The sequence below is a fragment of the Nocardioides kongjuensis genome, assembly GCF_013409625.1.
Lineage (GTDB): Bacteria > Actinomycetota > Actinomycetes > Propionibacteriales > Nocardioidaceae > Nocardioides > Nocardioides kongjuensis.
The window spans coordinates 1,266,990-1,279,272 of record NZ_JACCBF010000001.1 but is presented as its reverse complement, the minus strand read 5'-3'; the positions used below and the strand labels follow the sequence as shown (position 1 = coordinate 1,279,272).

10 protein-coding genes are annotated in these 12,283 nt (G+C 73.7%); 8 read left to right on the top strand and 2 right to left on the bottom strand.

The genetic code is table 11. From position 1 onward, the window contains the following. The first annotated feature begins 4 nt into the window (after positions 1 to 4). Positions 5 to 904, top strand: a complete 900-nt coding sequence (locus BJ958_RS06060; protein WP_179726012.1) for a GerMN domain-containing protein — start codon at positions 5 to 7, stop codon at positions 902 to 904. Here the strand turns inward: BJ958_RS06060 and BJ958_RS06055 are convergent. Further along, positions 891 to 2,489 (bottom strand): GAF domain-containing protein, encoded by a 1,599-nt coding sequence (locus tag BJ958_RS06055; RefSeq protein ID WP_179726011.1) that lies wholly within the window; start codon positions 2,487 to 2,489, stop codon positions 891 to 893. The genes BJ958_RS06060 and BJ958_RS06055 overlap by 14 nt on opposite strands. 119 nt (positions 2,490 to 2,608) lie before the next feature. On the opposite strand from BJ958_RS06055, the gene BJ958_RS06050 reads away from it, so the two are divergent. Further along, the gene (locus BJ958_RS06050) at positions 2,609 to 3,022 is read left to right on the top strand and encodes a pyridoxamine 5'-phosphate oxidase family protein (RefSeq protein WP_179726010.1); all 414 of its coding nucleotides are present in this window, start codon (positions 2,609 to 2,611) and stop codon (positions 3,020 to 3,022) included. Here BJ958_RS06050 and BJ958_RS06045 read toward each other — a convergent pair. Further along, the gene (locus BJ958_RS06045) at positions 2,997 to 3,668 is read right to left on the bottom strand and encodes a response regulator (protein WP_179726009.1); all 672 of its coding nucleotides are present in this window, start codon (positions 3,666 to 3,668) and stop codon (positions 2,997 to 2,999) included. The genes BJ958_RS06050 and BJ958_RS06045 overlap by 26 nt on opposite strands. A 135-nt stretch (positions 3,669 to 3,803) precedes the next feature. On the opposite strand from BJ958_RS06045, the gene BJ958_RS06040 reads away from it, so the two are divergent. The 6 genes from BJ958_RS06040 to BJ958_RS06015 all read left to right on the top strand — a co-directional run bounded on the left by BJ958_RS06040 (position 3,804) and on the right by BJ958_RS06015 (position 12,280). Then, positions 3,804 to 4,790, top strand: a complete 987-nt coding sequence (locus BJ958_RS06040; protein WP_179726008.1) for an Acg family FMN-binding oxidoreductase — start codon at positions 3,804 to 3,806, stop codon at positions 4,788 to 4,790. Next, positions 4,787 to 5,452: a hypothetical protein gene (locus tag BJ958_RS06035; RefSeq protein WP_179726007.1), complete on the top strand. Its 666-nt coding sequence runs from the start codon at positions 4,787 to 4,789 to the stop codon at positions 5,450 to 5,452. Before BJ958_RS06040 ends, BJ958_RS06035 begins: the two co-directional genes overlap by 4 nt. Positions 5,453 to 5,535: 83 nt before the next feature. Further along, positions 5,536 to 6,969, top strand: a complete 1,434-nt coding sequence (locus BJ958_RS06030; protein WP_179726006.1) for a cytochrome ubiquinol oxidase subunit I — start codon at positions 5,536 to 5,538, stop codon at positions 6,967 to 6,969. 22 nt (positions 6,970 to 6,991) lie between these two features. Then, complete coding sequence (gene cydB / locus BJ958_RS06025) at positions 6,992 to 8,011, top strand: cytochrome d ubiquinol oxidase subunit II (protein ID WP_179726005.1); 1,020 nt, start codon at positions 6,992 to 6,994, stop codon at positions 8,009 to 8,011. Next, complete coding sequence (gene cydD, locus BJ958_RS06020; RefSeq protein ID WP_179726004.1) at positions 8,008 to 11,367, top strand: thiol reductant ABC exporter subunit CydD; 3,360 nt, start codon at positions 8,008 to 8,010, stop codon at positions 11,365 to 11,367. The genes cydB and cydD overlap by 4 nt, the downstream gene beginning before the upstream one ends. Continuing rightward, on the top strand, positions 11,357 to 12,280 hold the full coding sequence (locus tag BJ958_RS06015) for a universal stress protein (protein ID WP_179726003.1): 924 nt from the start codon (positions 11,357 to 11,359) through the stop codon (positions 12,278 to 12,280). Before cydD ends, BJ958_RS06015 begins: the two co-directional genes overlap by 11 nt. Positions 12,281 to 12,283: the final 3 nt, after the last annotated feature.

Below are 12,283 nucleotides of genomic sequence, written 5' to 3'. Positions count from 1 at the left end.
CGCCGTGAACCACTCATCCGCCTCCCCGCCGTGGTGGCACGGCCTGTCCGGGCTCGCCCTTGCGCTCGTCCTGCTCGCCGGGTGCGCCGGCGAGCCGGACGCAGGCCCGGTCGCGCCGACGACCAGCGGGCCGAGCGGGTCGTCGCCCAGCGTCACACCGCCGACCACCCCGACGCCACCCACGACCAGCCCTGCCCCGGCCGTCAGCTCGTTCGTGTACTTCCTCATCGACACCCGGGCCGGCGTACGCCTGGCGCGAGAGCGACGGGTGCTCACCGGCGCCGATCCCGCCACGGCGGCGGTCGAGGCCATGATCGCCGGGCCGAACGACCCGGACTACACGTCGACCTGGGCGCCGGACACCCGGGTGCTCGCGGTGCGGCGTGCGGCGGGTGTCGTCGAGGTCGACCTGTCCGGCGAGGCCCGGCGCGCCAACGCCGGGTCCGAGGCCGCCGCGCGGATGGTCCAGCAGCTCGTGTACACCGTCACCGAGGTCCTCGGCCGCACGGAACCCGTCCAGCTGCTCATCGAGGGCCGTCCGGCCGGCGAGCTGTGGGGCGTGCTGGTCTGGGACCGGCCGGTGCGCCGGGAACCACCGCTCGACGTACGGATGCTCGTCCAGGTCGACAGTCCCGGCGACGATGCCGTGGTCTCCTCACCCCTGACGGTCGAGGGCACGGCCGCGGTCTTCGAGGCCCACCTGTCCTGGCGCGTCCTGTCGGCGGACGGCACCGTCGTGCAGCAGGGCTCAGCCATGACGAGTGAGGGACAGCGGTTCGCGCCGTACTCGTTCACGGTCGCGCTGACCCGCGGGCGCTACGTGGTCCAGGTTGAGGAGGACGACCCGTCCGGAGGAGAGGGCGGCACGCCCATGACCGACACCCGCACCGTCACGGTCGAGTAGCGCTCCCTTGCGTCGGCACGGCCCAGACCAGGGCCGTTCCGCCACCCGCGCCGGTCTCGACGGTCAGGCTGCCCCCACGCTGCTCGGCGCGGGCCCGGATGTTGGCGAGGCCGCTCTCGGCCACGGCGCCCGACATTCCTCGTCCGTTGTCACGTACGGTCAGCACCACCTCGTCGCCGGCCTCCAGCACCACCTGCACGGCCGTCGCCTCGGCGTGCCGGCTCGCGTTGGACAGTCCCTCGGCGAGCACCGCCAGCAGGTCGGGGACCACCTCGTCCGGCACCAGGGTCCGCACCGGGCCCTCGAAGCTGAGCGACGGCCGGAACTTGAGGGTCGCTGCGGCCCGGTCCACCAGCCGGGTCACCTCGGCCTGGACGTCGCCGTCCGACTCGAGCGAGCTCAGGCCGAAGATCGCACGCCGGATGTCCTTGATGGTGGCGTCGAGGTCGTCGACCGCCTGCTCGATGCGCGCCGCGACCTCCGGGCGCTGCACCAGGCGCGTCGCGCCCTGCAGGCCCAGCCCCACGGCGAAGAGCCGCTGGATGACCAGGTCGTGCAGGTCGCGGCCGATCCGGTCGCGGTCCTCGAACACCGCCAGCCGGCGCTGGTCCTCTCGTGCCTCGGCCAGCTGCAGGGACAGCGCCGCCTGCTCGGCGAACGCCGCGACCAGCTTGGCGTCGAGGGCGTGGTAGCGGTCCTCGTGCTCGGGCGACCACGCCAGCGACAGCGTTCCCGTCGTCCCTGCCGAGGGTGCGAACGGGACCGTGAGCACCGGACCACCGTCTCCGCGTCCGTCGGAACCACTGTGGGCGAGGGGTTGCTGCTGTCCGTCCTCCGCGGTGATCTCGGCCCAGGCAGCGTCGGCCCCGGCCAGGCCCCGTGCCTGCGCCACCAGGTCGGCGACCGGGTCCTCGGCCGGGTCCGGGTCCGCCAGCGCGGCGCCGAGTGCTGCCGTCGCCAGCGCCCAGGTCTCGCGGGTCGTGGTCTCCTCGTAGAGCCGGGCGTTCTCGATCGCGACGCCGGCAGCGGCGGCCAGCGCGACGACGATCTCCTCGTCCTGGGCCGTGAAGTCCCCGCCGCCCGCCTTCTCGGTCAGGTACAGGTTGCCGAACACGCGGTCGCGGATCCGCACGGGGACGCCGAGGAACGAGCTCATCGGCGGGTGGTGCTCGGGGAAGCCGTACGACGCCGGGTGCTCGGCGATGTCGTGCAGCCGCAGCGGCTCAGGACGGTCGATGATCAGGCCGAGCAGCCCGTGTCCCGTCGGCAGGTCGCCGATCTCGGCGGCCAGGTCTGCGGAGATCCCGTGGTGCACGAAGGTCCGCAGTCGGCGCTGGCGGCCCGCGCTCAGCACGCCGAGCGCGGCGTAGCGCGCATCGACGAGGCGGCTGGCGATCGCGACGATGCGCGAGAGCACGCCGTCGAGGCTCAGGTCGGCCGAGATGGTGACGACCGCGTCGAGGAGGAGCTGCAGCCTCGCCTGCTGGTCGAGGGCGCCGTGCATCCGGTCCAGGACCTCCCGCACGAGCTCCTCGAACTCCACTGCCCCCAGGTCGACCGGCCGCGCGGGCTCCACTCCCTCCACGACGCAGAGGCTACTCCCGGACCGGGCCGAAGGACCCTCGATCTCCGGGACCCGCGCACCTGTCCGCCGGTCCCCAGCGGCACGACGATGGAGACGTCCCCGAGAAGGAGGTGGTCCCGATGTCGACGTCCGATGTCCGGCCGGGCCGGCTGGTGGTGCTGTCCGACGACGAGTGCTGGGACCTCCTCCGCTCGCGCCCCGTGGGCCGCGTGGCCTGGTCCGGCGTCCAGGGAGTGTCGGTCGTCCCGGTCAACTTCGCCGTCGACGGCGACACCGTCCTGCTGCGCACCACGCCCTACTCCCTGATGGCGCGTGACTGCGTCGGCCGGGAGGTGGCCTTCGAGGTCGACGACGTCGACGAGGAGCGTCACGAGGGATGGAGCGTGCTGGTCCGCGGACGGTGCGAGAGGGAGGAGCGCCCGTCCGACGGGCCCCGGCCGTGGGCAACCGGGTCACGACTGCTCGGGATGCGGATCACGGTCCGCTCCCTGACCGGACGGCGGATCGTCAGCTCGAGCGCGGCGGGTGCTTGACCGCGAAGATCGCGGCCTGCGTGCGGCTGGACATCCCGAGCTTCGCGAGCAGCGAGGACACGTAGTTCTTCACCGTCTTCTCGGCGAGGTGGAGCTCCCGCGCGATCTGGCGGTTGGTCATGCCCTGACCGATCAGGTCGAGGATGCGTCCCTCCTGGTCCGTCAGCGACTCCAGCTCCTTGTTGACCGGCGGACCCGACCGGATCCGGTCGAGGACCTGCGCGGTCACCGACGGGTCGAGGGTGGACTGGCCGGCGGCCACGCGCCGGACGATGTCGAGCAGGTCGTTGCCGCGGACCTGCTTGAGCACGTAGCCGGCCGCGCCGGCCATGATCGCGGAGAAGAGCGCGTCGTCGTCGTCGTACGACGTCAGGATGAGCGCCTTGATCGAGGGGTCCTGGGAGCGCACGTCGCGGCACACGTCGATGCCGGACCCGTCGGGCAGCCGGCCGTCGAGGATCGCGACGTCGGGGCGCAGGGCGGGGATCCGGCGCGCCGCCTCCGCGGCGGAGTCGGACTCGCCGACGACGACGATGTCGCCCTCGCTCTCGAGCAGGTCACGGATCCCGCGCCGGATCATCTCGTGGTCGTCGAGCAGGTAGACCCGGATCTGCTGGGCGCCCTCCCGGGCAGCGTCGTCGTTCACCTGACCCACGGTAGTCCCGTTCGGAGGCTGCTGGGGCAGGACTGCGCTCCCGCGACTTGAGGACCTTGTGCCCTGCTGCGGACGGAGCGGATCCGGCAGCGTGGAGGTCCAGTGAAGGACGAGGGGGACACAGCCATGACGAACCGACTCGGGACGCGCACGGAGCGAGCACCGGCCGCCGTCGTCGAGCGCCTGGTGTCGCTGGCGTGCCTGGCCCCGAGCGTCCACAACACCCAGCCCTGGTTGTGGCGCCACGACGACGGCGTGCTCGAGCTGCAGGCCGACCTGCGCCGTCGGCTGCCTGCCGAGGATCCTCGTGGACGCAACCTCACCCTGAGCTGCGGCGCAGCGCTGCACCACCTGCAGTTCGCGGCCCGCGCCCTGGGCTGGGAGACCTCCGTCGACCGGCTGCCCGCGGGAGCCCCGGACACCGTCCTCGCCCGGATCGTGGTGTCCCGCACGGTCCACCACGCCGTGGCCCGCGGTGACATCGACCTGCTGCGCACCCGGTGCACCGACCGGCGCCGGTTCACCGCGTGGCCCGTCCCGCCCGACCGGCTGGACGACCTATGTCGTCGTGCCGGCCTGTGGGGGGCCCGGGCCGAGGCCGTCACCAGCGATGCCGCCCGGTTCCGGCTCGAGCTGCTCGCGAACCGCGCCATCAGCTTCCTCGAGGTCGAGGGCCGCCGCCTGCTCGAGCAGGACCGGTGGATCGACCGCGGCGGTCCGGACGGGATCCCGCTGGAGTTGCTGCCGGACGACCCGGACCCGCTCCAGGCCCGGTCCCGCTTCCGACCGGGAGTGCTCGAGGACACCCGTCTGGTCATCCACGGTGGCGAACGGGTGATCGCCCTCGGTGGGGACGGCGACGACGTCGGCAGCTGGCTGCGCACCGGCGAGGCGATGAGCGACCTCTGGCTCGAGGCCACGCGCGCCGGCATGTCGGTCGTCCCGATGACCCAGCCCATCGAGGTCGAGAGCACCCGTCACGAGATCGCCAGGACGGTGCTCACGTCCCGGTTCGAGCCCCACCTGCTGCTCCGGGTCGGCTGGCAGGCCATCGGCCGCCGGGACCTGCCCCGAACGCCGCGCCGCCCGCTGCGGGACGTCTTCGTGGGATGAGGCCCACCTGGCTGGGCGCCTGCACGCTCGCCGAGGCGGTCGGCATCACCGCTGCTGCCGGGGCCGCCCGCCTCGCGACCTGGCTCACCGACGTCCGTGACGTCGCGCCCGGCTGGGGGCTGGCGGTCGTGGTCGCCGGAGGTCTCGTCGAGGGCACGTCCCTCGGCGTCCTGCAGTCGGTCGTGCTCCGTCGGCGCCTCGGCGACGCAGCGGCCCGTCGGTGGACGACCGCGACCGTCCTGGTCGCCGGGCTGGCGTGGGCCGCTGGATCCGCTCCCGCGACGCTCGCTGGCCCCGGCGGTGGCACGCCGCCGCCCCTGCTGCTCGTCGTGGCCGGTGGAGCTGCGCTCGGCGCCACGACAGGAGCACTGCTGGGGACCGCACAAGCCGCGGCGGTGCGGCGGCAGGCGGCCCGGCCCTGGCGCTGGGTCGCGAGCAGCACGGTCGGCTGGACCGTGGCGATGCCGGTCATCTTCCTCGGCGCCGGCCTGCCGGCCGCCGACTGGCCCACGCCGCTCGTCGTCGCGCTGGGCACCGTCACCGGTACCGCCGCCGGCGCGGTCCTGGGCGTGCTCACCCGGCGCGGCGCTGCCGCCCTCACCGACGTGGCCGCGGAGTCCGGGAGGCCAAAGGTCCCCTCCGTGCGGGCAATCCGGCCGTAGGGCCGGGCCCGTGCCGCTTCCTAGCGTGGTCGGCACCGGGCGCCTGCCCCAGCGCGCCACTCCCGACCCTGCCAGGAGAACCCGTGGACCCGACCGACATCGCGCGGTGGCAGTTCGCCATCACGACCGTCTACCACTTCCTGTTCGTCCCCATCACGATCGGCCTGTCGGCGATCATCGCCGGCTACGAGATCACCTGGCTGCGGACCCGGGACGAGCGCTGGCTGCGGCTGACGAAGTTCTTCGGCAAGCTGTTCCTGATCAACTTCGCGATCGGCGTGGTCACCGGCATCGTGCAGGAGTTCCAGTTCGGGATGAGCTGGAGCGACTACTCCCGCTTCGTCGGCGACGTCTTCGGCGCCCCCCTGGCGGTCGAGGGGCTGCTCGCGTTCTTCCTCGAGTCGACCTTCCTCGGGCTGTGGATCTTCGGCTGGGACCGGCTCTCGCCCAGGCTGCACGCGGCCTGCATCGTGCTCGTCCACGTCGGCACCCTCTTCTCGGCGTACTTCATCCTCGCCGCCAACTCCTGGATGCAGCACCCGGTCGGCTACGCGTTCAACCCGGACACCGGCCGCGCCGAGATGGACGACTTCGCCGCCGTCCTCCTCAACAAGGTCCAGCTCGTCACGTTCCCGCACGTCGTGCTGTCGGCCTACATGACCGGCGCCGCCTTCGTCCTCGGCGTCGCGCTGTGGCACCTGCGCCGCGCCCGGACCGACGAGGACCGCAACGTCTACCGCCCCGCGGTCCGCACCGGCGCCTGGCTCGTGCTGGTGGCCGCGCTCGGCGTCTTCGTCAGCGGCGACGTGCAGGGCAAGATCATGACCGAGGTCCAGCCCATGAAGATGGCCGCGGCCGAGGGCCTCTACGAGACCGAGCAGCCGGCCGACTTCTCCGTCTTCCAGCTGGGCACCCTCGACGGCGAGCACGAGACCTTCTCCGTCAAGATCCCGGGCCTGCTGTCCTTCCTGGCCACAGGTACGCCGAACGGCGAGGTCGAGGGCATCAACGACCTGCGCGCGAAGTACGAGCAGACCTACGGCACCGACCCCGGCGCCGCGTACTACTCCCCCGGCGACTACACGCCGGTCATCCCGCTCACCTACTGGACGTTCCGCCTGATGATGGGTCTGGGCATCGCCGGCGCAGCCGTCGCCGCCTGGGCGCTGTGGGCGACCCGCAACGACCGGGCCCCGCAGGGCCGATCGGTCCTCGCGGCGACGCTCGCCCTCCCGTTCCTGCCCCTGCTCGCCAACGCCTTCGGCTGGATCTTCACCGAGGTCGGACGCCAGCCCTGGGCGGTCTTCGGGCTGATGACGACCGAGCGCGCGGTCTCCCCCGGGCTCACGACGACCGAGGCCTGGATCTCCCTGCTGTCGCTGACCGCGGTGTACGGGGTGCTGGCGGTCGTCGAGGTGCGCCTGCTGCTCACGTGGATCCGCAAGGGCGCCGAGGAGCTGCCGCCCGACGTACCGACCGACACCGGCGAGGACCGTCCCCTCGCCTTCGCCTACTGAGCGCTCGCGAGGAGACACACCCATGGAGCTCACCACCGTCTGGTTCGTCCTGATCGCCGTCCTGTGGATCGGCTACTTCACCCTCGAGGGCTTCGACTTCGGCGTCGGGCTGCTGCTGCCGGTCCTGGCGCACGACGACACCGAGCGACGCGTCATGATCAACACCATCGGCCCCGTGTGGGACGGCAACGAGGTCTGGCTGCTGGTCGCCGGTGGCGCGACCTTCGCCGCCTTCCCGGAGTGGTACGCCACGTTGTTCAGCGGCTTCTACCTCCCGCTGCTGCTCATCCTGATCGCGCTGATCGTGCGCGGACTCGCCTTCGAGTACCGCGCCAAGCGACCCGACGCCCGCTGGAAGGCCCGTTGGGACCTGGCGATCATCGTCGGCTCGCTCGTGCCGTCGGTGCTGTGGGGCGTGGCGTTCGCCAACATCCTGCGCGGCGTGCCGATCGACAGCGACTTCGAGTACGCCGGCGGGTTCTTCGACCTGCTCAACCCCTACGCGCTCCTCGGCGGCCTGACCACGCTGGCCCTGTTCGTCACCCATGGCGCCCTGTTCGTCGCCCTCAAGACCGACGGCGAGATCCGGCACCGGGCGCGCAACCTCGCGGTCCCCTCGGTCGCGGTCACGGCCGTGCTGGCCGTCGCGTTCCTGACCTGGACCCAGCAGCAGACGGGCACCACCGGCTCCGCGGTCGCCTTCGTGCTCGCCGCGCTCGCACTGGTCGGCGCGGGTCTCGCCGCCCGCGTCGGGCGTGAGGGCTGGGCGTTCGCCGGCACCTTCGTGACGATCGCGCTGGCGGTCGCCGGGATGTTCCTCGCCCTGTTCCCCGACGTCATGCCGAGCACGCTGGCCGGCGGAGCGAGCCTGACGACGACCAACGCCGCCGCGACGTCGTACACGCTGAAGATCATGACCGTCACCGCGGTCGTGTTCACCCCGCTGGTCCTCGCCTACCAGGGCTGGACCTACTGGGTGTTCCGCAAGCGGATCGCCACCCACCACATCCCCGCGGCGGCCGAGAGCGCGAGCGTCCGATGAGGCCGTCGGACCCGCGCCTGCGCGCCCTCCTGGCGCCGGCACGGGCCGAGCTCGCCGGTGTCGTCGTCGCCGGGGTGGCCGGCGGTCTCGTGGTCCTCGCCCAGGCGTGGGTCGTGACCGGGCTCCTCGTCGCCGTGCTGCGCGGACAGGACCTATCGGGCTGGGCGCTCGCCGTGGTCGGCGTGCTCCTGCTGAGGGCGACGAGCGGCGCGGCGGCCGACCTGTGCGCGGCACGGGCCGCCTCGGTGGTCGGGACGGTCCTGCGCCACCGCCTGGTCCAGACGTACGTCGACCGGGCCGGTCCGACCGCCGGCACCGGCGAGGAGGCCGTCCTCGCGACCCGGGGGGTCGCCGCTGTCGAGCCCTACGTGACGCGATACGTACCCGCCCTCGTCGTCGCCACCGTTCTGCCTCCCCTGACGATCGTGGCGATCGCCACCCAGGACCTGCTCAGCGCGGTCATCGTGCTCGCCACCCTGCCGCTCGTGCCGGTCTTCGGTGCACTCGTCGGCCTCGCGACCCGCGACCGCGCCGAGGAGCAGTGGCGGGCCATGGCCTCGCTCTCCGGGCACTTCCTCGACGTGGTGCGCGGCCTGCCCACCCTGGTCGCGCACCGCCGGGCCCGCGCCCAGTCCGCGCGGATCGCCGAGGTCACCGACCGTTACCGGCGCGCCTCGCTGCGCACCCTGCGGATCGCGTTCGCGTCCTCGGCGGTCCTGGAGCTGGTCGCGACCCTCTCGGTCGCGCTGGTCGCCGTGACCGTCGGTGTCCGGCTCGCCGGCGGCGGGCTCGGGCTGCCCACCGCGCTGGTGGTACTGCTCCTGGCACCGGAGGCGTACTGGCCGCTGCGCCGGGTCGGCGCGGAGTTCCACGCTGCCGCGGAGGGCGCCACCACCTTCGCTGCCGTGCACAACGTGCTGTCCGCGACACCGCAGAGCTCCCTCGACCGGGCGGCTCCGGCCGACTGCCCGCTCGTCCTCGAGCACCTCACCGTCACCTGGCCCGGCCGCGCGACGCCCGCCGTGCGCGACGTCTCGGCGCTGATCCCGCCCCGCGGCATCACGGCGCTCACCGGCCCGTCCGGGTGCGGCAAGTCCACGTTGCTCGCCGCCGTGGCCGGTCTGGTGCCACTCGACGACGGCACCGTCGCTGCGGGCGGCCGACCGGTTGGCGGCCCGGCCTGGCAGTCCCAGGTCGCGTGGCTCCCGCAGCAACCGCAGTTCGTGGCCGGCAGCATCGCCGACAACCTGCGGATCGCCTTCCCCTCGGCCACCGACGACCACCTGTGGACGGTGCTGCGCGAGGTGGCCCTCGAGGAACGCGTCCGCGCCCTTCCCGAAGCGCTCGGCACCCCGCTCGGCGAGGACGGCGTGACCCTCTCGGCCGGCGAGCGAGCCCGTCTGGCGCTGGCCCGGGTCGTGCTCGCCGACCGCCCGTGGGTCTTCCTCGACGAGCCGACGGCCCACCTCGACGACCTCACCGAGCAGGTGATCGCCGACACCGTCGTCGCCCTGGCCCGCACGCGCGGCGTCGTGGTGGTGGCGCACCGACCGCGACTGGTCGACCTGGCGCAACAGCGCATCGAGCTCCTGCCACCGCCCGGCGCGACACCGGGCCCTCGCCCCCCGGCGGTGGTGCGCGCGGCAGCTGTTCCGCCACCGCCCGAGCCCGCCGGCTCCGGCAGTGCGGAACGCCGCGGTCTGCTCGGCGCGACCGTCCTGGGCGCGCTCGCGTCGGCCTCCGGCGTGGCCCTCACCGCGACCGCGGGCTGGCTGATCGTGCAGGCCTCGACGAGACCTGCCGTGCTCACGCTGCTCGTGGCGGTCGTCGGCGTGCGCGCCTTCGGCCTCGCGCGGCCGGTGCTGCGCTACGTCGAGCGCCTCTGGTCGCACGACGCGGCGCTGCGCCTGCTGGCGCGACGCCGGGTGGAGGTCTACGACGCCCTGGTGCCGCTGGTGCCCGGTCGCCTCGGCCGCCGCCGGGGCGACGTCCTGAGCAGTGTCGTCGACGACGTCGACAGCGTCGTCGACCGGCAGCTCCGGGTCCGGATGCCCCTGGTCCAGCTCGGTCTGGTCGGCCTGCTGGCATCCCTGCTGGCGGGGCTCCTCCTGCCCGTGGCGGGATTCGTCGCGGCCGGCGTCCCGCTCGCCGGGAGTATCGCCTTCCTCCTGGCGCGCCGCGGAGCCCGCGCGGCGGAGAGCCGCCTGGTCGGGCTCCGCGCAGCCCTGTCCGACACCGTCGTCGAGGCGGTCCAGGTCGGCAGCGAGCTGCGCATGTGGCAGCGAGCGCTCCCGACGGCCGGGCACGCGGCCGGCACCAGCGCCCGGATGGGGACGGTGTCGAGCTCCACGGCCCGCTGGCTCGCCACCGCGCGGGGCCTCGTCCTGCTGGGCAGCGGTGCCGCCGTCGCGACCATGGCGCTGGTGAGCGCCGGTCCGCTGGCGGAGGGGCGGATCTCCGGTCCGGTCATGGCGCTGCTCGTCCTCGTCCCGCTGGCCCTCGCCGACGTCGCCCTGCCCTGCGCGGACGCCGGCGTCCTGGCCGCACGGACGTCCGCGGCCGACGACCGCCTGCGGGCACTCGAGACGACCCGACCGGCGGTCGCCGACTTCCCCAGCCGCACCGCCTCGCACGGGGACACGGTCGCGCTGGACGCGGTCACCGCACGCTGGGACCTGCGCGCTCCCCTCACGCCTCCGGTCACGTTCACCATGGCGCCCGGTGAGCGGATCGCCCTGACCGGCCCCTCCGGGTCCGGCAAGAGCACCCTCGCGGCCGTCCTGCTGCGCTTCCTCGACGCGGCGACAGGCGACGCCAGGCTGGGCGGTGCCGACCTGGAGCACCTCGCTCCCGACGACGTACGACGCCAGGTCGGTCTGGTCGACGACGCCCCTCACGTGTTCGCCACCACCGTGGCCGAGAACGTCCGCCTCGCCCGTCCCGCTGCGAGCGACGCCGAGGTCGAGGACGCCGTGCGGCGCGCCCACCTGGGTGAGTGGCTCGACGGCCTGCCGGACGGCCTGGGCACCTGGCTCGGGACAGGCCACGGTGGCCTGTCCGGCGGCGAACGGGCGCGCCTCGGGGTCGCCCGCTCCCTGCTCGCCGAGCAGCCCGTCCTGGTGCTCGACGAGCCGACCGCGCACCTCGACCACCCCACGGCACAGGCGCTGGCCCGCGAGCTGCTCGCCGGGGAGCGTGGGCGATCGGTGCTGTGGATCACCCATGGCACCGCGGGCCTCGACCTCGTCGACCGCACGGTCCGTCTGGAGCAGCAGGCCGAAGGTCCCGCCGCGTCCGGGGAATCGGCCCGTACCGGGGCCGACCGCGCCGGACGACGCTGGACCCATGACCACTGACTCCATCGACCCCGTCGCCGCGAACAGCATCGTCGTGGCCACCGACGGCTCCGACGACGCCGACCGCGCTGTCCACTGGGCCGCCGAGCAGGCCTTCCTCGAGCGGCGGCCACTGACCGTCGTCACCGCGGTGCACGGCCCCGAGGTCCCGACCGCCGCCTGGAGCGGCATGGGTGCCGTCTACTCGTGGGACCCGGCCCAGGCACTCGTCAGTGCCCGTGCGCTCGCCCAGGAGGCCGCCGACGTCGCCCTGCACCTGCACCCCGGCCTGGACGTGACCGTCGCGGCCCGGATCGGCGACCCCCGGCACGTGCTCGTCGAGATCTCCCGTGAGGTCCCCCTGCTCGTCCTGGGCTCCCGCGGCCGCGGAGTCCTGCGCAGCAAGCTGCTCGGCTCGGTCAGCGCCGCGGTGAGCAGGGACGCCGGCTGCCCGGTCGTCGTGTGCCGCCCCCAGCGCCACGGCGACCGGGCCCAGCAGGGCATCCTCGTCGGAGCGGACGGGACGCCCGAGTCGCTCCCCGTCATCGAGTTCGCCTTCCAGCAGGCCTCGCTGACGGGCCTCCCCCTCACCGTCGTGCACGCCGTGTGGGACGAGATCGGTGCGGTGCACGGTCCCGTGATGGTCTCGCCGCGGGAGACCGGTCTGGACGAGTACCGCGTGCTCCTCGGGGAGAGCGTCGCGGGGATCTCCTCGAAGTTCCCCGAGGTGCCGGTCGACCTCCGCCTCGCCCGCGGGATGGCCGAGGACTGCTTGAGCGACACCAGCGCGGTCTGGGACCTGATCGTCGTGGGCCGCCACCCGGTCGACTCGCTGCTGCGCCTGGTCACCGGCGCCGTGGCGACCTCCGTCGTCGAGCGGTCGCACACGACGGTGGCCGTCGTACCGCAGGCCGACGCGCCGGCCGAGAGCTGAGGC